Genomic DNA, 23,464 nt, shown 5'->3' with positions numbered 1-23,464 from the left:
TGTTAGATTCAACCGCTGTTACCGCCCGACGAGATCGACGACGACGGATGCCGCGGGCTCGATGACGTCGAGCAGGAAGCGTGGGAACACTCCGATGATCACCGAGAGCACCAGCAGTGACCCAATCGAGAGCACTTCGCTGGTTTTCAGGTCACCGAATCCGCTGGACAGCCCGCGGGTCTTCCCGGTGAGCAGGTGCTGCGACGCGCGGAGGAACAGTGCTGCGGTGATCAGGATGCCGGGGAGTGCGAGCAGGCTGAGCGGTACGGTTCCGATGCTGCCGGCGAAGATCTGGAATTCGGCGATGAATCCGCTGAAGCCTGGCAGCCCGAGCGAGGCGAAGGCTGCGACGGCGAAGAATGCCGCGTACCGGGGGGCCGGTGCGGCCAGCCCGCCGTAGGAGTTCAGGTCGTAGCTCTGCCGCCGTTCGTAGAGCACGCCGGCGAGGAGGAAGAGCGCACCGGTGATCAGGCCGTGGCTGACCATCTGCACCATGGCGCCGGTGACGGCGACCTGTTGCGCCTGGGCGGAGCTGTCGCTGACCACGCCGGCCGCGCCGACGGCCAGGACGATGTAGCCCATGTGGTTGACGGAGGTGTAGGCGATCATCCGTTTGACGTCGGTTTGGGCGAGGGCGACGAGTGCACCGTAGAGCACCGACACGACACCGATGATGATGATGACCCAGGCCCAGGAGCGCCAGGCGTCGGGAAGCAGGGGCATGGCGATGCGCACGAAGCCGTAGGTGCCCATTTTCAGCAGCACGCCCGCCAGCACGGCGGAGCCGATGGCGGGGGCGTCCGTGTGTGCCGGGGGCAACCAGGTATGGAACGGGAACGTCGGGGTCTTGATTGCCAGGCCGAGGAAGATGGCGGCGAGCACGAAGCCCCCCGCGACCGGGGCGTTCTGGAACGGGGCGGACTTTGCGAGTTCGACCATGTCGAAGGTGTGCGGCTCGGCGCCGAGGTAGAGCCCGATGAATCCGAGCAGCAGGGCAAGGGAGCCGAGGAAGGTGTAGAGGAAGAACTTCAGGGCTGAACGGGCGGCGTTGCCGTGACCCCATCCGGCGATGATGAAGTACATGCCGACGATCGAGAGGTCGAAGAAGACGAAGAACAAAATCAGGTCCTGCGCTGCGAACAAGCCGAGGCAGGCCGACTGGAGAAAGAGGAAGAGAGCGGCTTGCGGCCGTGGCCGGTCGGTTTCCCTGAGCGCGTAGACCGCGCAGGCGGTGAAGATCACGGCGGTGAGGGTGAGCAATGGGAGGGACAGGCCGTCGACGCCGATGTGGTAGCTGCTGCCCACGCTTGGCATCCACTGCAACTGTTCCTCGTAAGCGAGGGCACCCGGCTGCGGGTTGCGGTAGCCGATCCACATGCCCACAAGCAGCGCCACATCGATCAGGGTTGTCGCCAACCAGCTCCATCGGGCGACCCGGTCGGGAACCTGTGGCACCACGGCCAGCAGCGCCGCGGCCAGCACGGGGAGGAAGATGACAAGACTGAGCACGGGCTACCTCACAACGAGAAGAAGGACGACGGCGACAGCGAGAACGACGGTGATCTGCGCGTAATACTGGTGGAGCCGGCCGGTCTGCGGCCGCCGAGCTGCCGAGCCCAGCCGACGAGCCGTGCGGGCTGCGGCTTCGACCGCCGCATCGACGCCGCTGGTGTCAGCCGCCGCGGCGACGGATGCGGCACGCACGCCGGCACGAGCCGTCGCGGTGACCGCCGCATCCAGGCCTCGGTCATCGAACAGGGCCAGGCTGCGTGCTCCGCGCACAGCTTTACGAGCGACGGCGTGAATGCCGCGGTCGAGCACCGCGTCGTCGAAGCGGGCCAGCCGTTCACTCAGGGAGAGCACGGGAGTGACCACGAGTACACGGGTGGTCTGCTCCAACCCCAGCCACTTCTCCGCCCACGCCGGCTGGGGCATCCGTTTCCAGGCCACCAACCCGAGCACGAGGAGCGCCAGGATGGCCGAGCCGGCCAGTTCGAGCAGGCCCGGCCGGGGGTCGGATTGCGCTCCGAGCTCACCGCGCAGCCAGTTTCCGACGGGGGGAAGGGCGAGTACTCCGGATACTGCCGCGCCGGCTGCCAGTACGACCAGCGGTATCCGTTCCCAGGTGCCGACGTGCCGGGTGCCGGGCTGCTCGGTGTCGTACTCGTCGCGTGCGTTCGACAGCGGGCGACGCCACACCATGACGAGAGCCTTTCCTGCGTAGGCGGCAGAGAGCGCTGCGGCGGCCAGCCCGACGACATACAGCAGCGGGTTTGCCTCGAGCGCTCCGGCAAGAACATCGTCCTTCGTCGCCCAGAGCGAGAGCGGAACGACGCCGGCCAGTGAGAGCGCGCCGACGGCGAACGTCACTCCGACCAGCGGCCAGCGACGTGCCGCCCCGCGGAGGGCTGAGAGCTGTTTGGTTCCGAGGGCGCTCAGCCACGCGCCCGCGGCCAGGAACAGCAGGGCTTTCGTCGACGCGTGTGCGATCAGGTGCGCTGTTCCGCCGGCTATCGAACCGACACCCGCCGCTAGCACCACGAAGCCGAGCTGCGCTGCAGTGGATGCCGCCAGGAGCTGCTTGAGGTCGCGCTGGGCCACGGCGACTGCTCCCAGCAACAGGGCGGTCACAGCTCCCACCCACGCTGCCGTCGGGCCAGCCCAGCCGGTGACCTCCAGTAGCGGGGAGAGTCGGAGGAGGAGGTAGCCGCCCATCGCCACCATGGCCGCGGAATGCAGGAGGGCGCTGACCGGGCTCGGGCCTTCCATCGCCCGGGAAAGCCAGAAGCTAAAGGGCAGTTGGGCGGCCTTGCCGAATGCGGCCATCAGGATTCCCGCGGTGATGAGGTGGTGCCAGGGGGAGGCTGCTGTCGCGAGGTCCGCGAGTCCCAACCCGGCGCCGCCGGCTATTGCGGCTCCGGCCGCAATATAGAGGCCGAGATCTCCGATCCTTGTCGTGATGAACGCGGTTAGTCCCGCTGTGACCCGGAAGTCTTCCCGCCAGCGGAAACCGATCAGCGCATAGGACATGGCGCCCATGATCTCCCAGGCGAACAGCAAAGCGGGCAGTGTCGTGGCGGTCGCCGTCACCGCAACGGCCGCCGCGAAGATGAGCATCAGTCCGTGGAAGCGCGCCGGCGCTTCGGTTCCCTCAGCAGCTGCGAAGACCAGGACCGCGAGGGTGATGACGGCGACCGTCGGTACGATCATCGCCGAGAGCCCGTCCACCGCTAGCCCGAATGGGGCACCGGCTAAGAACGGGACTTCGACGGCGGGGCGGGAGAAGGCGACGACGAACGCCGACGCCACGGTCACGGCCGCAGTGCCAAGGGATACCGGAACCGCCACCCGGTTCGCGTGCTGGCCCGTGATGCAGAGCGCGATTCCCGCGAGAGCGGGCAGGCCGACGAGAAGCCACAGCGACGTCACACCAATCGCACTCACTGCTGCGGCGTTCATCCGGAGAGGTCCGTTGCCGAGTCGGTCATATCGGACCCGCGGGACCGGTGCAGGAGGGTGGCGACCGCGAAGCCCATTGCCATCTCGACGGTCATCGCTGCGATCACCACGAGCAGGAGCACCTGTCCGTCCGGGGTCGGTGCGAGGAACCACCAGAAGGCAGCCGCAGCGAGGATGACGCCGTTGAGCATCAGCTCCAAACCCATCATGACCATGACGACGACCTGCTGGGAGAGCGCACCGTAGAGCCCGACGCAGAATAGCGCCGCGGCGGCGATAAGAACGAGCTGCAGTGTCATTTGCCGAACCCTCCTTGCTGCGGGTCGTCGGGGCTGGGACGCTGCAGGTTGTCGCCCCACCGGTCATAGCGGCCGCGGGGGTTCGCGAGCACGAGTGCGGCGACGATCGTGGCGAACAGGATCGGGCTCACGGTGAGCATCACCAGCATCTTCGACCCCATGATCGCCTCGCCGAGGGATGCGGTCGAGTCGGTTGCCGGCGAACCGACGCGCGCCGGCCAGGGAACGAGCAGCGCCCCACCGGCCAGCAGGAGGAAGGTTCCCCCGGCGAGGATCGCCGACCAGCGCTTGTTATGCACCATGCTCATCGGCATGAGGGCGGGGTTCATGCCCATGAACATGATCATGTAGATCGCCATGATGGCCATCTCCATCACCATCATGAGAATCGTGATGACCCCGACGTAGTCGAGGTCGAACATCAGGAGCATCGCACCGACCGCGACGAACGAGACAGCCAGGGCGTAGGTCGCGCGCGCCATCGAGTCGACACGGAAGACCGCGATTCCCGAGGCGAGAGCAATGACCGCCAGTACAGAGAAAACGATGATCGACAGCATCCTCAACCCCTGACAGCCACGACGATGGAGACAATGAGCGTCTGCAGAAGAACGACGGGGAGCCCGATCATCCACGCGACCTCGGCGAGACGATCGGGGCGCACCTCCGGCATGCGATGCCGCACGGCGACGAACGCCGCAAGCAGCAGCAGGGTTTTCACGAGCGTCCACAGCCAGTCCGGTAACAGCGGGCCGGCCCCACCGCCCAGAAAGAGGGCAACGGCGAAGGCGGCGCCGGTCGTGAGCAGCGCATAGCGTCCCGCGAGAATCAACAGCCGGTCCACTCCGGAGACCTCGGTGAGGATACCGCCGGCGATATCTCCGCTCGCTGCGGTTGCGAACGGCCCCCAACTGGAGAAGGCGACGACGCTCAGGCAGTAGACGACGAAAGCGACGGGCATCCAGACGATGAACCACAGCTCCTGCTGAGCGGCAATCACATCGCTCACCCGCAAGCTCCGCGCCGCGACGGCGGGGGTGACCAGTGCGAACATCAGCGGCAGTTCATATGACACGGCTTGCGCGAGAAACCGGTAGCCGCCGATCAGCGAGTAGGCGCTGTTCGCGCCCCAGCCGATCAGCCAGACGACCGCCCAGACCATGACATCCATCGCGTTGAACCAGACGACCCCGACCGGTATGTCGGCCAGGACCCACGGCCCCATCGGGATAACCGCCGTCTTCAGCAACGCGACCACCACGAGGCCGGAGCAGCCGATACGCCACAGCAGCACGTCGGCCGCTACGGTGGTGCGCCGCCGCTGCCGCATCAGGCGAGCGAGCTCGAACACCGGAGCGGCCGCCCCCGACCGGAAGGTCCGGCCCTCGGCCCGGGCGACGAGGATCCCATTGAGAGCCGCTGCTGCCAGGGCGAGAAGGCCGAGCACGACCGGGGCGAGCAGGGCCCAGGCAGGATTCGTCCCGGCGGCGTCCATCATGTGCGCGGCTCTCGATCCTGGGCGATCTGGGCCGTCTGGATTGCCAGGCCGGCGACGATGAGTCGCGCCGTCGCAACATCCGTGCCGCTGAGCAGTCGTGGGATTGCGTCCAGAAGGCTCCGCTGCAGCTCCGGGTTGTCCGGCGACTCGTACGCTTCCCTGTTGTCCCGGGCGATGCGCCGCGCCTCGTCAAGCCAGCCGATGAGACGGTCTCGCACCGTCTCAGGCTCATCCTGGCCAATTCCTTCCCCGGCGTTCGCGAAGGCACCGCCGACGGTGATGCCTTTCAGCGCCCAGCGCAGAAGCCAGGAACGGCTGACGCTCCGCGCGAGGCCGTCGAGGTCCGCTGCAACGTCGACCAGTGCCGTGCCCGCCGACACCTCGTCGCGAATCCTTCGTGCGCGGCCTGCCGCATGCGACCATCCGGCCAAAGCAAGCACCTGCACAGCGGCATCGGAAAGACGGATGACCGTGCTCCGTCGTTCGTCCTCCGCCGACCGGTCATTGTTCCCGATAGGGCCGCCGTTGTTCGGTTGCAGTCCCGCCGGCAGGACTTCGGGTTCAGCGCTCACGATCACATCGCCCTGAAGCGCACAGTGCACCACGAGGCCCGCGGGCCAGTGGGGGAGTACCGGGCCAAGGGGCACGTGAAGGACATCCATCTCAAGGCCGTCGCGGTCAGACCCGCCGCTCGCCAGAGGAATTCCTCCCGGCATCGGCATGTCCATGCTCATGTCCATGTCCATGTCCATGTCCATGTCCATGGGCTTGCTGTGCTCGGCCGATTCCTCGTTCCCGCCGTGCTCTGCAGGCTCGGTCTCCCTCGTCTCCATCGGTTGGTGCGAGCGGGTCCGTGCATCGCCCTGCTGTCTGCCGTCATCGAGTAGTTCAGTCGCTGCCTTCTCCAGCGCTGAGGCGACGTCGCTTGCGCCGTGGACTGCTACCCGGGCACGCGGACCGGGAAGCTGCGACCAGATTCGTGCGCACACGGACTCGAGCTTCTTCCCCGGTACTCCACACACCAGTAGCACGTCGGCATCCGCCGGGGAACGTGCCGCCGCCCAGCCCCGGCGGGCGAGTTCCGCCTCGACCCGCATCCGAGTCACACCCCACCCAGGTGCCTCGACGACGAGAACATGGACGCTCTGCACCGCCCGGAGCGCGATACTTGCCCTCAGACCCACCGCAGCGCTCCCTCTCGCCAGGCCCAGACGACAGCAACCATGAGCACGCCGAGGAATACGAACATCTCGATAACGGCACCGATACCGTCTCGTGCGACGACCACTGCCCACGGATACATGAAGAGCATCTCCACGTCAAAGGCGAGAAAAAGCAGGGTCAACGGATACCACCTGGCGTGGTACCGGGATAGGGCATGTTCCTGCGCTGCCCAGCCGGAGAGAAACGGCATCCGTTCAAGCGGGTCTGCGGCCACGGCGGTATACCGGGCCAGCAGGTAGAGGCCACCGACTGCCAACAGCGCGGCGGCGAGAAGGACGGCAATGCTGATGTAGGTGGACACGCACTTCCTCCCGCCACTCCTCGATTCCACGGCGCTATCAGATCAATCAGTTCTCCGACCCAACATAACGCTCGGGTGCGCTTTTGCGCCGCGGAGATTAAGAGAACTAGCAGACGATGCTCGCTATAGGGGATGTTTTTGAACCAAACTGGATTTCGCAGACTCGACACATCGAGAACTGGAATAGTTAGTTAACAATCGAACGAGGGAGGTTTCAACGTGCATGCCCTGCAGCGACGCTTGACGCCGGATGGCGTGGCCTCTCGCAACCTGCTGCTGAGCGTTCTCGCTGTTCTTGCTATTGTTATCGGCTTGCTCTCAATGCACTCGTTCACAACGGCTCCGGAGCATTCCATAGGCGCCACGAGTCCGGTCATCACGACGTCGACAGTCGATGTCTCACCGATGCCTGATCATGGTCAAAACGCTGCCGATTGCACAGGAGCATGCGGCAGCGAACACGCAATGACCGTCATGGGATGTGTGCTCGCGCTGCTCCTCTTGCCCGTGCTTTTCGCTGTACCACTTCTGTGCACTCGGATTGCTGCCCTTGTTCGCCCTCTCACGCTGATGCAGGGCAACGCCGGAACTGTTTCTGTTCCGCCTCAGCCGTCACTTCACGCACTCTCAATCAGCCGTACCTGATTCTCTCCCGTGCCGGTGCTGTCACCGGTTGCACTCGCGCCTGGATGGGCGCGTGGGAATCATTCGTACCTGCTGATTGAAAGTGAACAATGAGAATTCGTACTATTTCGCTGTCCTCTGCTGCCCTGGCAGCAGCTCTTGTGCTCGCCGGCTGCTCCGACCCCGGCAGCGGCAGCGGTTCCACCGCCGACAACTCGCCATCGGCGCAAATCTCGTCGACGACATTTAATGACGCCGACGCCGACTTCGCGATGGGAATGGCTGCCCACCACGAGCAGGCGATCGAGATGTCCGACATGCTGCTGGCCAAGGACGGTGTAGACCGTCAAGTAGTAGCACTCGCTCAGAAAATCAAAGAAGCTCAGGGCCCGGGGATCGAGACGATGAACTCCTGGCTAGAGGCATGGGGCGTAGAGAGCGATATGCAGATGGATCACAGGATGATGTCCGGCGAGGACATGGGCAAGCTCGACGCTGCTAGTGGCGCGGACGCTTCCTCGCTGTTCCTTGAGCAGATGATCGAACATCACAGGGGCGCGGTCACTATGGCTGAGGCCGAGATCGATCAGGGAAACAACGCGGATGCGCTGGCTCTTGCCCAGAAGATCATCGACGACCAGAACGCCGAGATCCAGAAAATGCAGGACCTCCTCGAAACCCTGTAGCAAGAAGAACCGGGTGGTATCTAACTTCTGACTTTAAGGATTGATTCAGTGAATCTCTGTACATCCATGTTCGGCCTGTGCTTCGCAACATCAACCATTGCCGCAGTAGACGCGTTAGAAAGGGGTCGAGCATGACTCGCCTGCTTCGAACGGCGATGGCCGCCAGCACCTGTGCTGGCGTGATCCTGACGCTGGCCGCGTGCTCAACGACTCAGCCGCACGACGCGCCGGCAGCTGCGTCCGAACTTGCTCACATCCACGCGCTCTCGGAATCGACCGAGGGTGCTCTCCTGGTCGCCTCTCACAATGGGATCTACGAGGTCACCACGGGAGAAGCAGCGGAGATCGCCGGCCCTATCGGAGAAATCGCCTTCGACTCGATGGGTTTCGTCGCAGCCGGCGACACCTGGTACACCTCCGGGCACCCCGGAGAGAGTTCTCCGCGGGATTTCGCGGCACCGAACCTCGGCTTGCTCAAGAGTGAGGATCGCGGGAAGAACTGGACCCGCGTGTCACTGGCCGGGGAAGTGGATTTCCATAGTCTCACCGCAAGCCCGGCTGACTCCAAACGGTTGTACGGCATCCGGACCGACTCTCAGGAGATCCAGATCAGCACGGACGGCGGGGTGAGCTGGAAGCCGGGCGCCAGCCTGGTGGCTCGTGCACTTGTCGCGGACAACAACCCCGACATCGTGTACGCGACGACCGAGAACGGCCTCGCTATAAGTTCTGACGCCGGTGCCACGTTTAGCATTGCGACTGACGCCCCGCCACTGTTTCTTCTGGCCGCCGATCCGACACGTGGCGGCAGCCTGGTCGGCATTGACACCTCCGGCACCGTCTGGGAACAGCAGAGCGACCGCGACTGGGTCTCCGGCGGCACCATCGACGGGATTGCTCAAGCGCTCACCGTCACCTCGAAGGGTTCTCTTGTGCTCGCTCTCGAACACGGCATCGTCACATCCGATGACCTCGGTGAAACTTGGAGCACCATTGTTGACATCGGCTAAGACGAGCACGGCCACAAGGCGTCTCCTTGCTGCCGCGGCGGCTACGCTTCTCGCCATCACGCTGGCAGCGTGTTCCGGGAACGCGGACCTCTCTGCACAATACCGTTCTGGCAGCAACAAGGGATATATCGCCGGCGACGGCTCGATCCTGGAAATCCCAGTCCCAGACCGTGGAGCGCCGGTCACTTTTAACGGTACCAGCGACACGGGCGCAGAGATCAGCTCTGAGGACTATGCCGGTTCGGTTCTCGTCGTGAATTTCTGGTATGCCGCCTGCGCGCCATGCCGGGCAGAGGCCCCAGATCTGGTGAGCACGTACCAGGACCATCGTGCTGACGGTGTCAGCTTCCTCGGGGTGAACATTCGCGATCAGGCTGCAACCGCACGAGAGTTCGCCAACGCCTACGGCCTCAGCTACCCCTCCATCGCTGACACCGACGGGAGCGTAAAGCTCAGCTTCGCGGGCGAACTGGCACCGAATGCTGTCCCCACGACCCTGGTGCTCGACCATGAGGGCCGCGTGGCCGCGCGAGTGCTCGGCCGGGTGGATGGATCAACGCTGAGCGCACTGATTGACCGGGTGGTGGAGGAGGCGTGATCCCGGAACTGGTCTTCAATGGGCAGCTCATCGTTGCTGTCCCGCTCGCGGTACTCGCCGGAATCGTCTCCTTCGCCTCACCGTGTGTGCTGCCCCTGGTTCCGGCTTACCTCGCTTACGTGACGGGCACGGCCAATCCACAGGAAAAACGTGCGCGCGCGTTCCTCGGGGTGGGCCTATTCGTGCTCGGCTTCACCATCGTGTTCGTCACCTACGGTGCACTTTTCGGAACGATCGGTGCCTGGCTGATCCAGTGGCAGGATCTCATCACCCGCATCCTCGGCGCGGCCGTCATCGTCATGGGGCTGGCCTTCCTTGGCTTAGTTCCAATCCTGCAACGAACCGCACGCCTGAATCTCACCCCCAGCGCGGGCCTCACCGGGGCGCCGATTCTCGGCATCGCATTCGGGCTCGGCTGGACGCCGTGCTTTGGGCCGACGCTAGTGGCCATCTCCGCACTCAGTCTCGACTCGGCATCCGTCGGCCGCGGCGCCCTGCTCGGATTCGTATACTGCCTCGGCCTCGGGATCCCGTTCCTGCTTCTTGTGCTCGGGTTCGGCTGGGCCTCCCGTTCGATGGCGTTCCTGCGCAACCACATCAAAGCGATCAACATCCTCGGCGGCATCGTGATGATCCTTCTGGGCGTGCTGATGCTCTCCGGCCTGTGGACGTTCATCATCGGCAACATCCAAGGCTGGATCGGAGGCTACGAGCTTCCCATCTGAACCCGACCTTGAAGGAATATCCACGGTAGGTATGTCGTTGGCACGGATACCCCGAGGGGGTATCGAGTGAAGGAGAAGAACCCATGAGCGTAAAGAGCGAATATCAGGTCACTGGCATGACCTGCGGGCACTGTGAGATGTCCGTGCGGGAAGAAGTGTCGCAACTGGCAGGCGTAGAGCAAGTCGATGTCAGCGCGGCAACCGGCCGGTTGACTGTGACATCCGGGCAGGGCACCGAAGATGCGAAGGTGCTCGCTGCGGTCCAGGAGGCCGGGTACTCCGCCGCCGCGGTGTCATAGCGGACGCTGGCACGCAAACGACGGCCAAAAGAGTTGCTACCTCAGAAGTAGCGGCTCAGTCGACCACCAGCACCAGCACCAGCAACGGCAGCGGCGATCGTTGGGGTATTTGCCCATGAGGCATCGAGCGCGATTTGATGGAGGTTCTTGATCACCTGAAAGGTCGAGAATCAATGCCAGCAATGAAGAAATATCCGCCGGAGTTGAAGGAACGAGCGATTCTGCTCGCGACGAGCAGGGTGGCCGCCGCGGTGCGTGCAGCCGTGTTGGGCAGCAGCTCGGTATCAACGTCGGTGCTTTACGTGGCTGGGTCCAGCGTGCGAGGTCGATGAGGACTGCAGGCCGGGAACGACAACCGATGACGTGGCCTGTCGAGAAAGAACAGCACTTCTATTCACCGTGATGTGAGACATGTTCAAGAACAAAATGCTCAACATCACGATCATCAAGTAACAAGAAGTCGACCAGATGAAACAATTCCTCGAACGCTACTGACGCAACTCCGCCAAATAGCAAGGCGTGGCTGAGGGCAACGGCTCCTACGGGGTGCGGGTGCGAATTGACTGTCGTCACATCATCCTCTTAGCCGATTGAGGATTCGGGGGAAGAGAAGCCCATGAGCACGTACTGACTGGTCCTGGGGTTTGCGTTCCTGCCCGCGGCAGGAAACCTCGCCGGAGTTATCCTGGCCGAGCTATTTCGGATTTCGAGTCGCACACTTAGTCTCGCGCTGCACCTTGCGGCGCGGATCGTGCTCGCGTCATTGGCTTAGAACTCATGCCCCAAGCTCTAGGAGGAGAGCGGTCATGGGCGCCGCTACTCGCATTCGTCGCCGGTGGGGTGCTGTTTATTGGACTCGATCGACTGGTCGGACTGGTCAGGGCTCGCCTTGGGGGCACCGATCGGCAGGCCAGCGCCCTGACTATCTTCTCCGGGGTATCCATTGACCTGTTTAGCGACGGTGTGATTATTGGCACTGGGACCATCGTCTACCCGGTCCTGGGGCTGCTCCTGGCGATTGGCCAAGTCCCGGCAGATATCCCTGAGGGATTTGCGGCGATCGCTACCATGCGACGTGCTGGCATACCCTGACTCCAACGGATACTGTTCGCTGCTGGCTTCACTGTTCCGGTACTGCTAGGGGCCACCCTCGGCTATTTCGCCCTGCGCGAGGCTCCTGAGATCATCACGCTGTCCGTCCTCGCCCTAACCGGCGGGCCTTGACCGCCGTCGTGATCGAAGAGATGATCACCGAAGCCCACGAAGGCGACACCTCGCAACTAGGTCCCATCGCCCTGACCGCAGGGTTCGCGATCTTCGGCGCCATCTCTGTTTACTCGGGACTTTGAAGCGACCACTAGCCGATAGGAGGCCGAGAGCGATCAGGTGGCATGCATGGACAATTGCCCCAACAAGGTGTCCGCTTGGGATCGGAACTGGCCCGGAGATCGAGGTCGAACCAATCAATGGTTAGCGTCCTCCTCTTCGAGGCCCTCGAAAACTTCGAACGGTGATTCGGCGTCGCCGCGCCATGCTTCAATGCCTTCACGGATTGCGAGCACCGCGACGATGAGCGCGGCCACTGAGTCGGCCCACCACCAGCCGAACAGGCTGTTGAGGATGAGGCCAACGAACACTGTCCCGGACAGGTAAATGCAGAGGACGAGCTGCTTCGCGTCGGCCAGGACGCTCTTCGAGTTGAGTTGACGTCCTGTGCGCACCTCGAACCATGCCAGCAGGGGCATGATCATGAGGCTCAGCGCCGTGATACCCAAGCTGAATGGACTGTGCTCTGCACCCTCCTTCTGGACCAGGCTCAGCACGGCGTCGATCGTGACGTATACGGCCAACGCGAAGAACGCGAGCCCGATCGTGCGAACGGTCACCTTCTCCCACCGCTCCGGATCTTTCCGGGTGAACTGCCACGCGATCGCCGCCGCGGAGAGCACTTCGATGACTGAGTCGAGACCGAAGCCGATGAGGGCCGCTGAAGAAGCAGCTGTGCCGGCCCACACGGCCACAATGGCCTCGAACACGTTGTACGCAATGGTGAAACCCACGATGAAGCAGACACGACGGTGGAGCGCAGCACGGCGCTCGACCGATAGGGAAACGCTCACGACTCCACTTCCATCTCGCAGCATCCGGGGACCGTACAGGAGTCATCGAGACACGGTGCGTGCTCATCGACGGCGAGCGTCACATCGACAAGCGCAGTGAGCGCGGCCGCCAGATGCGGATCAGAGATCTCGTACCGCGTCTGCCGTCCTTCAGGCTCTGCAACGACGATCCCGCAGTCACGCAGACAAGTCAGGTGGTTGGAGACATTGGATCGCGACAACCCCAATGCCCGCGACAACACAGCGGGGTAGCTTGGTCCTTCGAGCAATGTCATAAGGATCCGGGAACGAGTCGGATCGGCCATAGCTCGACCGAGTCTGTTCATAACATCGATGCGGGTAGCGATAGCCAGCATGCAATGACTATACAGCAGTCGATGAACTAGATTGAATGAGCGGAATGCACCGGACTTCGCTCGTGAAGTGCGGTTTTCGCCAACTCAAGTTGGGCGATAGCAAAAGGTGGTAAAGGACACTTTGAGTCCCGAGTGCGAATGTCCTGGTTGTGGTCTTTACGCCGTTACTTTGCCGGACATTGGCGTTCGGCGGCCTCCTCAAAGTCGGGAACCGCCCGGGACTCAGCCTCCTCTCGTGTTTTGGCTGCACCGTTCCGTTCAATGTCCCGGATCAGCCAGTCCATCTCGAGGATCTCTCGCCGCTGGGACTTGCTGATCTCAACCGCCAGTTCGCATACCCGCACATCCTGGTTTTGGAAGCGCTCGGCGCGGGTAATCGCGAGGGAATGATGGGGGATCATCGCGCGCATGAACGCAGTGTCGTCGACAGTGATCTGGCTGCGGTCGAGCGCGATTCCCCCTCCGATGAGCAGCAGACTCGCGACGATCACGGCAACGTTGGCCTTCAAATTCTTGTACATGCCCAGCATCCAAGCGAGCATTATGAGCCCCATGGTGCCACCCATGGTGAGCGCCATGAATACGCGACTCTGGCTGAAGCGCACGTGGCTCCATTCCCAGGAGCCGGTGAACATGACAAAGTACATCAGCACCATCGCGGTGAGGATCATAGCGGCAAAGCGCAGATACATCGTCAGCGAGTGATGCTCCTGCTTCTGGTCATTTGGACGCCGCTCGGCATCGTCGTGTTCACCCTTCGACATTTCGCCTCCTCGTTTTCCTAGACACACCATTTGAGCCGCGTAGAAGGGGTGCCACAAGGGGGTTGCGCGAAGCCCGTGCACCATCGGTTGCATGGCCTTACGGCGCGGTGAGGGAGGGAAACTCACCAATACCGACCCTTCACCGGAAATATCAATGACCGAGCCACCTTGCGCTTGTGCGTTGGGGAAGGGTAAGCGGAGCGCCCTGCTCCGGTTCTTCGCGGCAGCTCCTGAGCCAGACGATCACAACGCAAGGATTTCTGCCGAGCCACAAACGATCGTTTATGGCGCACCTGACACGCCGAGCCCGAGCGGGCCGAAGCTACTGGCCGAAACTGGAACGGTGGCCGCACCCATCAGGTAACGTACCCCCCACCAGCGGGACCACCAGATTGTGTCTTGAAACCTTAGGGATACGAGACGTCTCATGCCCTACCGTTTCTGTCCTTCAAATATGCCGGGATCTCGTGGCCCGGCGATTCTAATAACTACGTCTCGTGACCTGATGTTTGAGTGACCGTACGCGCCGTTAGTAATGAGCCATGCCAGTCGAGCGTAAGCGCGTCGGGTTGGACCGGCTCGTAGATGCTTCTGTTGCCTTCTTCTTTTTCAGCGCTATGCCGATCAGATCCTCGAGCGATGCATGTGCGGGTCCTCCGCCATGCGGTGATTGTGGATCCGTGCACCACTAAACCGCTCTTTCGTGCCCTGTGGAGCGCGCAGATCAAAGTCCAGCATGCATTACTTTCCCGAGGGCGTTGCAGCTTGCGCGATCGCGGTGCTACTCGCCCAACACCATCAACTCGGATGCCGCGCATAAGCCTCCCGAGAACGCATCTCGCGTTTTCGGGAAGGAAAACGTGCACGACGCATTACGTGAACTCATCACGGAGTTCATCAACAATGGCAGTGATCCCCGGTCGGCAGTATTCGCTGCGAACGAATACGCCTTTCACACGGGCGCCTACCTTGAGGGTGGTGAACGTGTGCGGGAGTGGATTCGCCGGGTGAACGACCTTGATGCTTTCCTCGCCGGACACGGTCGGTTGCCGCGGGAGCGCGGCGAGCACACGTCCGCAGCCGAGGCTGCGCTTGCGGGCTGGGTGCGGTATCAGCGGCGGGCGGCGACTCGTGCCCAGCATTGTGTGTACCAGCAGCGGCGTCTTGAACTGGTGCCTGGTTTCAGCTGGGATCCTCGCAGGGATGCGCAGCTAGCTCACGAGCGTGACTACCTGGAGTTCTTCACAGGTCACGGTCAGGCACCCAGCTACCGCTCTGCTGAGGCGGGGGAGCGTCGCCTTGCTGATTGGGCGGCGAAACGGCGGATGGCTGCGCGGCGCGGTGATTTGTCTGCTGAGGAGGTGGAGCGGCTCCGAAGAGTGGGGATCACTGCCCCGCGACGGAAGTGAAGCGTATGCCAAAGCGGGAACGAGGCATCTGGTCGCGGGATTAGCTTCGCAGTTGTGCAGTCTCTCATTTCCAGTATGTCCGGCGCGTATCGCGTCCGCACGACCTCCGGTGCGTCCTATGTTCTTGATTTGACCCGGCGAACAATGATCCGCGAACGCGGGCTCACCGATTTCTCTGCGAAGCTTCGGCGTGATGGGGACGAGGCGATCCTGCTTCAGGTGATCCAGTGTCAGCTGGGCGCAGCCATGGTGTTGTTGATTGATCTCAGTTGGCCCGCGGTGATGAACACCACCCGGGTTACGACCGATGTGCTCAGCATTACCGAGATTGAGGACGCGGCATGACGTGCAAGGACCAGCCTGTCGCTGATTGCCCTGAGAACGCTATTCGGCGTGACGTGTCGGCCGACGTTGTCTGGCATGACGCGTCGGCGACATGGCCGCTCCTCGGCGGCCGTCGTATCGGGCTGATGGGTGATGTTCACGGGGACCGAAACCACATCTTCCGGGCCGCGAATATGTTCGGCCGCCGCGGCATCCGCGTGATAATTCAGCTGGGGGATTTCGGCATGATCTGGCCGCGCCGGAACTGGCCTATCGATTTGAATGCCCTCGACGTGTTCCTCGGGGACCAGGATCAGACGTTGTTGTTTGTCGACGGGAACCACGAGGATCACCCGTTGCTTGAGACATTCCCAGTCTCGTCGACTGGGATTCGGTGGGTGGGGGAGCGGATAGGGCATCTCCCACGCGGCTATCGCGCAGTGTTTTCGAACGGGATTCGGCTCGCTGCGCTAGGCGGCGCCAATAGCATCGACCGGTATCGAAGGCTGGAAGGCCGTGATTGGTGGGCGCAAGAGCAGATCACGCTCGCCGATCTCCGTGTGCTCGGGGAAGAGCCGGTGGACGTGCTTCTGTCGCACGACGTACCGCTTGGTGTCCCGTCTTTGGACCGGCACCTTGCGTCGATTCGCGACTTCGTGCCGCGGCAGGGGATCCGATATGCCGAGCGCGGGCGACGCATGTTCCATGAAGGATTCGTGCAGGTGCGCCCTCGGCTCTCACTGGCCGGGCACTACCACTGGCACGTCGACGAGACCATCGAGTTCGAGACCGAATCGGAAAGCTTTGCGACCCGCGTTGTCGTACTCGATGCTCAAGGAGCATCGCGGGGCAATTGCGCGATTCTGAACCTCGACGACCTCAGCGTTGAGGTCATCGATGTGGAGGGTCGGCCATACCTCCTCGACCACCTAGGAGTGCACCGATGAGTGAGCAGAACGAGCTGGACGGCCAGCTGGTGCGCTGGCTGCTCACACAACCGCTGGAAGAGCTCGAGGCCGAAGAGGAGTCGGAACTGCCGCGTCCGCGCGTGTCACTGACAGCATCCGAGTACTACGGCCTTGCAAGAGGCTTCCCGATCGAGGTTCACCTCCCGGACGGCAAGCGGATGCTGATCACACTTGGTAGGAACCCGGACGTGGCAACTCTGGAACACCCCACCAGAGGCAGCTGGTTCTCGGCAGTCGGCCCGGTATTCAGCGAGCATCAGCTCGCCGACTGGTTGGAACTAAGCAGTGCCGAGCTCCAATCGCTCGTCGATGCGCGCAGAGTCCTGACCGTGACGGGCTTGGACGAGACCGAGCCGCATTGTCCGATCTTCCAATTCGCGCCCGACAAGTCGCTCCTGCCGCGACTGCCCGAGCTGTACCCGATTCTGGAGAACATCGGCGGACCGTGGGACATCGCACTGTGGCTTAACTCGCCGTATTCGGGTTACGGGCGGTTATCGGCTGTTCAGATGCTGCGCCTCGGCCACGGTGATCTCGTCATCGCCCATGCGAAACGCGACGCCACCCGATCACGAGCCTGACTTGCGACGAAGGAAGGAGCACAGCATGAAGCAGCAACCGACACCGTGGCCCGGCGGCCTCAGGCTGCCGATCAACACCAGTATTGAAGACCTCATGAACCAACACGGCAACCTCGTAAACCTCCCTCCCATGCGGTGGCAGCTATCCCGGCACCTGGAGATCGACATCGAGGGCTGGCCGCTCAACGACTCGGCACAACAACGCGAACACACGACGCGAGCATGGGCTTCATCTCTCGGGCTACATGAACTTGACGACGTTTACTGTGAGGGCGTCGTCGATGACGTGACGATCGCACTCAGCCCCGAACCACTCGATGACGACCCCGCCGGCACCTGAACGATGAACAAAACACGACGCCCCGGCCGCATCAAGTTCTTTCTCGACTTCGACGGTGTTCTACAAACCCCAAATGCGTCCGAGCATTGGTCCCGCACCCGCACTCGACGCGTCACCTACCGCAACACAGACGGGACTCCCCATCCGGGTTTCGTGATCACCTGGGCGCCGGAGCTGGTCACGCAGCTCGAGGAGCTGATTGACGAGTTCGACCTCGAACTGCTGTATCTGACGAGCTGGCTCTACCCGGAATCTGCGCTAACCAGTTTCCTTGCCACGATCGGTGGCCTCCGAGGAGGACACGCGCTGCGCATGCCACAACGAGAGGACGGCCTCTACCTGCCCTGGCGGTGGAAGATCCAGGAAATACACCGTGTTACGACCGCTGAACCGGGACCGGTGATCTGGATCGATGACATCGACGCCAGAACCTTCGGCCACGAGATCAGCGAGAGCGAACTTGGACATCCCAGCCTTGTCCTCGCCCCGGACTCCGACACCGGTCTCACCCGTGATCACCTCGACCAGATCCGCACCTTCTGCCAAGGCGTTTCCACCAGGCAACAAGCCGCAGGAGGACAAGAGGCATGACGGTCCTCATCCTCGACATCGACGAAGTCATCCAGGCCCGCCACATCGGCGACGAATGGGGACACGCTCGCACCGCAAGGATCCAGCTGACGAAGGCACGATACGGTGCTGAGATCGCTGGAACCTACTATGTCCGCATTAGTCGCGAGCTCTTCGACGCCCTCAACGCACTGGACGTTGAGGTGTGGTGGTGCTCAACCTGGAACCAGAACAACGCGATCGAAGAGTTCCTCAACGAGACACGGCCAGGCGGCCGACTCGCCGAGGGCCGGGTTCTGCCCCACCCGCCGTTGCGTCCCGGCGCGACCTTGTCCGAGGACCCGAACTGGAAGATCACCACGATCAACGCCGCCCTCGACGAGTACCCACAGCCCTACATCTTCGCCGACGACATCTACGCCCACCCCGATTGCCAACGAGAAATCCTGCAGCGACACCCGGGCTTACCGGGCTTGTTCATCCAACCCCTCGCGCATCGGGGACTCACCCGCGAACACGTCGAGTCGATGCGCACCTTCCTGGAGGAGAACCGCACCGCCCCCTACATCGACACGATCGGGCCATGGGTCGCCGAGCACACAGTGCGTTCCCGTCTTGGGGCCAGCGAGGACGAACTCCGCGGAATGCGAGAACGCCACCAAATCCTTGGCGTGGACTTCAACACAGGCGCGTACTATCCCATCCAGCAGTTCAGGAACGGAACCCTTATCCCCGGGCTCCACCCTGTCCTCACGGCCCTGGCAGCCGGCTTTACGGACATGACTCAAGCAGGGTGGCTTGCCGATCAGGCCTTCGAGCGCGCCAGCACCACACGCTGGGATCTCCTCCGTGAAGGCAAGATCACCCTCATCAAACAATGGGCAATCGAGGACACGGACCGACTCACCCGACCGTAATCCTGGGCGAACGCTGGAGCAGCAGCAGTGCAGATCTGACGGCCATGTCGCGCATCATTCTCCGTGCTCGACACCCGGTGGATGACAGCCCGCATAGAACCCTGAACGCAGATCGTATTCGTCGCAAAGCGTCAGGGGCCACCAATCCGTCGACTGCGAAATTCGCAGTCTCTTGCATCAACGACGCCTTCCCATGCACTCCTTATGACCGGGCCCGACTACTTCGGGCTCTCGTTCGCCTGTTCGGATGCTCTCGTCAGCTCCCGGAGGGGGACGGAACACCTCGACAGGCTCGTGTTGTGCATACTGAAGTTCATGGACGGCGAGGGCGAGTTGAACGAGTGGCATGGCTACTGGTGGTTACCAGATGCCCCGGACGACCGTGTCCCCGGTCGGTTAAGTGTCGAAGCCAACGGTTCGACACACCTCGAGCTCATCGGCGGCTTCGACTTGACGAACAGAGCCGCCCGGCCTGGCCCAGTCGTGGCCAGCGAGCGGCATCGGGACGTGCCGGTGCTGCTCGGGGAGGCCGAGGGGACACCGATTACGCTGCTGGAGTGCTTCGAGCTGGCCAGCCGCGGTGGCTTCTTCTCGCGTCCGACGTTCCAGCGCATGCATGTACACCAAGCGCTCGTGGGCGCCCACATCACTGACGACGAACCGGTCTTTCGCTCGGCCCGCATCCAAATCGAGAATTTGGCCACCTGGCTAGCTCTTCCGACATCCATGCGATCTTCGGATCTTGGTAATGGAAGCCATGAGGCATCCGTGCGGCCCGCTGAACCGCGGACAGTCACGGTAGACGGGTGGAGGATCGAAGCTCGCGCACACGCACAGCACTTTCAAATGACGCGAACCCGGGAGCGCGAAACCGTCGCCAGCGACATCACGGCGTATCTCTTCCTCACTCCCGATTCATCCACGACCGCGACTGGGTTCGATGAGATGATCCTTCGAATCATGGACCTCGTAACCCTCGCGTCCGGGAAACCGTCCGGCCTCATCGGCGCGACACTCAGCCATGTTCGGGAACGTGAACACCGCATGGCTGATGGATCGACGCGCAGCTACCCCATCGAGGTCGAGTCCTACGGGCGCCGTGTACATACTGCTGAACCGGCCGCCCCCGGCGTATCGGAGCACGACTTCCGATTCACCTGCGACGACCTCGCGTTCGACCGGCTCTTGACTGAGTGGATGCGCATCCGCGACGCAGCGCCGGCCGCGTGCAATGTCTACTTCGGCATGAGCTATTCGAACCCTGGATTCACCGAAACACGACTGCTGATGTCCGTGATCGCCGCCGAAGCGCTGCATGGCTCCCTTCGCGGAAATATCACGGACATGACGAAGGAGCATTTCGCCAAGCTCCGTGATGATGTGCTCGCCGCTATTCCGGACGAGGACGACAAAGCCTGGGTGAAGCGCGCTCTTCGCAACGCCCCAAGCCTGAGGGAACGCCTTCGAGCACTCGCTTCCATACCCGACCAGAAGGCTCGCGAGGCACTCGTTCCCGACGTCGAAGAATGGGCTGGCCGGCTCGTCCGCGCTCGGAACGGGCTCGCTCACAGCGGAGACGAGAACGGGGATCCGAACATCTTTGAACTCGCCTGGGCGACCTCCGGACTCATCGCCCTCATACTGATGTCCGAGCTCGGTCTCCCTGCCACGGTGCAGCAGCGGGCCGCTACTAGCGTGCTAACCGTGGCACGCTGACGGAGAAACGGGGCAAAACTGGCAACATAATTGGGGGTTATCAGCGGACAAGGCGCTCTTTATGGGTGGCTGAGAGATTCTGGGGGAGGCCTAGCATTGACGTAGCGAGGAGCCTCGTTTTCTTGAGCTCAAGCGAGCAGGTTCTTGCGACGACGAATGAGGGGTTGATGGTGGAGGCCTTGAAGGAGATCAAATCTCTGCTCTCCAGTTCAAATACGTTACCGGTTCTCTTTGTTGGCTCCGGGCTATCTCAGCGGTACCTCGGTTCTCCCACTTGGGCAGGTTTACTCGAGTACGCTGCGACCCTGGTTCATCGGTCGCTGAGCTACTACGAGGGACTAGCCGCCGACGGTCCCTCTAATCTGCGGCTTCCGCGCATCGCGTCGCGGATTGCCGAGGATTTTTACCGAGAATGGTTCGACGATCCGGAGTATGTGGCTAGTCGCGACAAGTACGAAAAGCTTGTGCGCAACACGGGCGATCCATTGAAGATCGAGCTTGCCCAATACCTCCAGGGTCTCTCGATTACTAATGACGAGACGATAGCTGAGGAGATGGAAAAGCTCTCTGCTGTACGGACTCACGCAGTAATTACGACCAACTATGACTCGATCCTTGAAGATGCTCTCCCTGACTTAGAGCTTTATGTGGGACAGCAGTCGGTACTATTCTCTGCGACCCAAGCTGTGGGCGAGATTTACAAAATACATGGATCGGCCGGGGATCCGACATCAATGGTTTTGACAGATGAGGACTACAAGGAGTACTGGGCCCGCAACCCATACCTTATCGCAAAGGTACTCACGCTCTTTGTCGAGCATCCAGTGATCTTTCTGGGCTACAGCCTTACGGACTCTCACATCCAAAAGCTTCTGGGCAACCTCGTCGAGTGCTTGACGGAGGAACAGCTGGATACGCTCAATCGGCGTCTCATCTTCGTTAACCGTCCGAAAATCGATCGTGCGGAAGGCCTCCGGGACTCGACGATTACCGTTGAGGAACACAGTTTTCGCGTCCAAGAACTGATCATTGAAGACTATGGATCTCTCTATGATGTCCTGGCAGAGCTCCCGCAGCATTTTCCAGTTCGTCTGTTGCGGCAGTTGAGCGAAAGTGTGTACCAGCTGGCGTACTCGAGTGAGCCGACGGGACGCGTGTATGTCCTCCCCTTCGAAGAAGCTCGCGAAGACGAGGTTGAAGTCGTCGTCGGAGTCGGGACCATGGAGCGCCTGGGGCTCAAGGGATACTCGGCGTTCACTCGCACAGAGTTCTTTCTCGACATGCTTGTGGGCGCAACAGACCATAATGTTCCGAACATGATGAATGAGTTGCTGCCGTCGGTATTCCGAGTGGCAAAGTTTGCTCCAATTTGGTATCCCTTGTTTCTCGCCGAGCGAGCCGGGGACACCGTTGACCTTTCGGCGCTGCCCAGGCGGGCGCGAGCCTTGCTTGAAGGAGAAACTGCATTGACTCCATATCCTGGGCGCCGGCCGCCGGAGTGGGATCAGCTCCGTTTCTCAGAGCTGCTCGCCTCCTACCCGGATCTCGCGACAAATCTCGGCGTCGGTTGTCGGTACGAACTGGAAGATGTTCTTGTCCTACGTGAATACCTACGTCCCGAACTCGTTGGCAAGACGACCATACAAACACCCTTGGCTAAGCTGTGTTCTCGGTTCGATCTGCTTGCCTTTGGGCACGGATTCGACGGAGACCGGCGCGAACTGCACCGAGAACTGGGTTTCAAGTGTGCATAGCTTCGCTGCTGCGAGCAGTCTTCGTCGGCGTCCGCGGAGATGGAGCGCGGGCGGAAAGTATGTTCTGGTGAGTGTTGAGCGATCGAGCGTGTGTAGGGCATGTTCGGTCATACACGATCGCGGAGCACGTAGACACAAGCAGGAGCGTGGATTGGTGTATCTATGCTGGCGGCGGCTTCTGGCATCCGCTTATGCTGTCTCGTCGGGCTCGATGGACCGGACAGATATTGCTATCAAAGGGCGAGGCTTGATGGCATCGCAGAAACGTACCGTGGTCAGATCGGCTTGGGTCCAGGGCACGGCCCAGTACAACAGCACGCGTTGCGATCCCCGCAAGCTCGAACGCGGCAGCGACCGACTGAACATGCCCCCCACTGACCCACGTATCGTCGAGGATAAGCACGCGCTTGATCTCACCTAATTCCTCTGTATCGATGTGCCAGTTGGCAGGGTCTAACCGCCTACGCTCGTTTCGTTCGTTATCGGATCGCCCAACGTACCGAGGTGTAACCCGCGGAATTGAATTGGCGAACATCGACAGGAAGTTCGTTGTAAAGGGATGTGGGCCGTCGCGGAGCCCACTCGTACTGGGAACAGCTGCTATTGCGAATGACCGCTCGGTATGGTCCGGAATTATGCATTCGGCGTGTTTCGTAAAGGCCAGCCACATGAGAGAGCGAAGCCGGGCCTGCTGCATTGGTGTGCCGTCAGGCCGCTTGTAATGGAGAAGGTCCGAGTAGCCTTGACCCGAGTAATTCTCTATTTGCGCCATCGGTGCCCAACTGAGCATCACTACGCCGCGCGACAATTGACCGCCCCATCTGGAATGGTTTTCGCATGGAACACACATCGTGTAAAGCGGTCCACTCGTTGGGGCAGTGCATACCGAGCAAAGGCCCGCCGTAGCCGACGGCGGGTTGAC

Annotated in this window: 26 protein-coding genes; 16 read left to right on the top strand and 10 right to left on the bottom strand. The window is 62.0% G+C overall.

From position 1 onward, the window contains the following. Nucleotides 1–18: 18 nt before the first annotated feature. The 7 genes from BLV49_RS05065 to BLV49_RS05035 all read right to left on the bottom strand — a co-directional run bounded on the left by BLV49_RS05065 (nt 19) and on the right by BLV49_RS05035 (nt 6,781). Nucleotides 19–1,509, bottom strand: a complete 1,491-nt coding sequence (locus BLV49_RS05065) for a complex I subunit 4 family protein (RefSeq protein WP_091180761.1) — start codon at nt 1,507–1,509, stop codon at nt 19–21. A 3-nt stretch (nt 1,510–1,512) separates the two neighbouring features. Next, nucleotides 1,513–3,459 (bottom strand): NADH-quinone oxidoreductase subunit 5 family protein, encoded by a 1,947-nt coding sequence (locus BLV49_RS05060; protein WP_091180758.1) that lies wholly within the window; start codon nt 3,457–3,459, stop codon nt 1,513–1,515. Continuing rightward, nucleotides 3,456–3,758, bottom strand: coding sequence for an NADH-quinone oxidoreductase subunit NuoK (nuoK, locus tag BLV49_RS05055; RefSeq protein ID WP_091180754.1), 303 nt, complete (start codon nt 3,756–3,758; stop codon nt 3,456–3,458). The genes BLV49_RS05060 and nuoK overlap by 4 nt, the downstream gene beginning before the upstream one ends. Further along, nucleotides 3,755–4,318: an NADH-quinone oxidoreductase subunit J gene (locus BLV49_RS05050; protein WP_091180750.1), complete on the bottom strand. Its 564-nt coding sequence runs from the start codon at nt 4,316–4,318 to the stop codon at nt 3,755–3,757. The genes nuoK and BLV49_RS05050 overlap by 4 nt, the downstream gene beginning before the upstream one ends. Nucleotides 4,319–4,320: 2 nt before the next feature. Next, nucleotides 4,321–5,256 (bottom strand): complex I subunit 1 family protein, encoded by a 936-nt coding sequence (locus BLV49_RS05045; protein WP_091180747.1) that lies wholly within the window; start codon nt 5,254–5,256, stop codon nt 4,321–4,323. Then, nucleotides 5,253–6,089: a hypothetical protein gene (locus BLV49_RS05040; RefSeq protein ID WP_143033962.1), complete on the bottom strand. Its 837-nt coding sequence runs from the start codon at nt 6,087–6,089 to the stop codon at nt 5,253–5,255. Before BLV49_RS05040 ends, BLV49_RS05045 begins: the two co-directional genes overlap by 4 nt. A gap of 341 nt (nt 6,090–6,430) precedes the next feature. Further along, entirely contained in the window at nt 6,431–6,781 is a 351-nt protein-coding gene (locus BLV49_RS05035) for an NADH-quinone oxidoreductase subunit A (protein ID WP_091186805.1), read from the bottom strand. A 219-nt stretch (nt 6,782–7,000) separates the two neighbouring features. On the opposite strand from BLV49_RS05035, the gene BLV49_RS17405 reads away from it, so the two are divergent. The 7 genes from BLV49_RS17405 (at nt 7,001) to BLV49_RS17305 (ending at nt 12,072) form a co-directional block, all read left to right on the top strand. Continuing rightward, entirely contained in the window at nt 7,001–7,426 is a 426-nt protein-coding gene (locus BLV49_RS17405; RefSeq protein ID WP_350339265.1) for a DUF6153 family protein, read from the top strand. Nucleotides 7,427–7,515: 89 nt separating this feature from the next. Continuing rightward, nucleotides 7,516–8,091, top strand: coding sequence for a DUF305 domain-containing protein (locus tag BLV49_RS05030; protein ID WP_091180739.1), 576 nt, complete (start codon nt 7,516–7,518; stop codon nt 8,089–8,091). Between the two features lie 131 nt (nt 8,092–8,222). Then, the gene (locus tag BLV49_RS05025) at nt 8,223–9,101 is read left to right on the top strand and encodes a F510_1955 family glycosylhydrolase (protein ID WP_091180737.1); all 879 of its coding nucleotides are present in this window, start codon (nt 8,223–8,225) and stop codon (nt 9,099–9,101) included. Beyond that, nucleotides 9,058–9,699 carry a TlpA family protein disulfide reductase gene (locus tag BLV49_RS05020; RefSeq protein ID WP_091180733.1) on the top strand — a complete coding sequence of 214 codons (642 nt, stop codon included), beginning with the start codon at nt 9,058–9,060 and terminating at the stop codon, nt 9,697–9,699. Before BLV49_RS05025 ends, BLV49_RS05020 begins: the two co-directional genes overlap by 44 nt. After that, entirely contained in the window at nt 9,696–10,424 is a 729-nt protein-coding gene (locus BLV49_RS05015) for a cytochrome c biogenesis CcdA family protein (RefSeq protein ID WP_434061451.1), read from the top strand. Before BLV49_RS05020 ends, BLV49_RS05015 begins: the two co-directional genes overlap by 4 nt. Nucleotides 10,425–10,507: 83 nt before the next feature. After that, on the top strand, nt 10,508–10,723 hold the full coding sequence (locus BLV49_RS05010) for a heavy-metal-associated domain-containing protein (protein ID WP_091180728.1): 216 nt from the start codon (nt 10,508–10,510) through the stop codon (nt 10,721–10,723). 1,220 nt (nt 10,724–11,943) lie between these two features. Then, nucleotides 11,944–12,072, top strand: coding sequence for a hypothetical protein (locus BLV49_RS17305; protein WP_281245310.1), 129 nt, complete (start codon nt 11,944–11,946; stop codon nt 12,070–12,072). Nucleotides 12,073–12,186: 114 nt separating this feature from the next. On the opposite strand, the gene BLV49_RS05000 is transcribed toward BLV49_RS17305, so the two are convergent. From BLV49_RS05000 to BLV49_RS04990, 3 genes are all read right to left on the bottom strand, one after another. Beyond that, nucleotides 12,187–12,843 carry a cation diffusion facilitator family transporter gene (locus tag BLV49_RS05000; RefSeq protein WP_245723539.1) on the bottom strand — a complete coding sequence of 219 codons (657 nt, stop codon included), beginning with the start codon at nt 12,841–12,843 and terminating at the stop codon, nt 12,187–12,189. Further along, nucleotides 12,840–13,199, bottom strand: coding sequence for a Cd(II)/Pb(II)-sensing metalloregulatory transcriptional regulator CmtR (gene cmtR, locus BLV49_RS04995; RefSeq protein ID WP_091180723.1), 360 nt, complete (start codon nt 13,197–13,199; stop codon nt 12,840–12,842). The genes BLV49_RS05000 and cmtR overlap by 4 nt, the downstream gene beginning before the upstream one ends. A 164-nt stretch (nt 13,200–13,363) precedes the next feature. Then, entirely contained in the window at nt 13,364–13,963 is a 600-nt protein-coding gene (locus BLV49_RS04990; RefSeq protein WP_218132595.1) for a DUF305 domain-containing protein, read from the bottom strand. A gap of 860 nt (nt 13,964–14,823) precedes the next feature. Here BLV49_RS04990 and BLV49_RS04985 point away from each other — a divergent pair. From BLV49_RS04985 to BLV49_RS04945, 9 genes are all read left to right on the top strand, one after another. Continuing rightward, nucleotides 14,824–15,372 carry a hypothetical protein gene (locus tag BLV49_RS04985; RefSeq protein WP_091180720.1) on the top strand — a complete coding sequence of 183 codons (549 nt, stop codon included), beginning with the start codon at nt 14,824–14,826 and terminating at the stop codon, nt 15,370–15,372. Nucleotides 15,373–15,426: 54 nt separating this feature from the next. Then, a complete protein-coding gene (locus BLV49_RS04980) occupies nt 15,427–15,717 on the top strand; it encodes a hypothetical protein (protein WP_143033960.1) in 291 nt (96 codons plus the stop codon). Next, the gene (locus tag BLV49_RS04975; protein ID WP_091180715.1) at nt 15,714–16,643 is read left to right on the top strand and encodes a metallophosphoesterase family protein; all 930 of its coding nucleotides are present in this window, start codon (nt 15,714–15,716) and stop codon (nt 16,641–16,643) included. The genes BLV49_RS04980 and BLV49_RS04975 overlap by 4 nt, the downstream gene beginning before the upstream one ends. Continuing rightward, nucleotides 16,640–17,245: a hypothetical protein gene (locus tag BLV49_RS04970; RefSeq protein WP_091180711.1), complete on the top strand. Its 606-nt coding sequence runs from the start codon at nt 16,640–16,642 to the stop codon at nt 17,243–17,245. The genes BLV49_RS04975 and BLV49_RS04970 overlap by 4 nt, the downstream gene beginning before the upstream one ends. 25 nt (nt 17,246–17,270) lie before the next feature. Further along, nucleotides 17,271–17,585, top strand: a complete 315-nt coding sequence (locus BLV49_RS04965) for a hypothetical protein (protein WP_091180707.1) — start codon at nt 17,271–17,273, stop codon at nt 17,583–17,585. A 3-nt stretch (nt 17,586–17,588) separates the two neighbouring features. After that, nucleotides 17,589–18,176: an HAD domain-containing protein gene (locus tag BLV49_RS04960; RefSeq protein WP_143033959.1), complete on the top strand. Its 588-nt coding sequence runs from the start codon at nt 17,589–17,591 to the stop codon at nt 18,174–18,176. Beyond that, complete coding sequence (locus BLV49_RS04955; protein WP_091180701.1) at nt 18,173–19,072, top strand: hypothetical protein; 900 nt, start codon at nt 18,173–18,175, stop codon at nt 19,070–19,072. Before BLV49_RS04960 ends, BLV49_RS04955 begins: the two co-directional genes overlap by 4 nt. Before the next feature lie 204 nt (nt 19,073–19,276). Further along, complete coding sequence (locus BLV49_RS04950) at nt 19,277–20,788, top strand: ApeA N-terminal domain 1-containing protein (RefSeq protein ID WP_091180699.1); 1,512 nt, start codon at nt 19,277–19,279, stop codon at nt 20,786–20,788. Between the two features lie 65 nt (nt 20,789–20,853). Then, entirely contained in the window at nt 20,854–22,542 is a 1,689-nt protein-coding gene (locus tag BLV49_RS04945) for an SIR2 family protein (protein ID WP_091180696.1), read from the top strand. Nucleotides 22,543–23,464: the final 922 nt, after the last annotated feature.

The organism is Paramicrobacterium humi (assembly GCF_900105715.1).
Taxonomy (GTDB): Bacteria; Actinomycetota; Actinomycetes; order Actinomycetales; family Microbacteriaceae; genus Paramicrobacterium; species Paramicrobacterium humi.
This window is presented reverse-complemented; position numbering and strand designations above follow the sequence as displayed.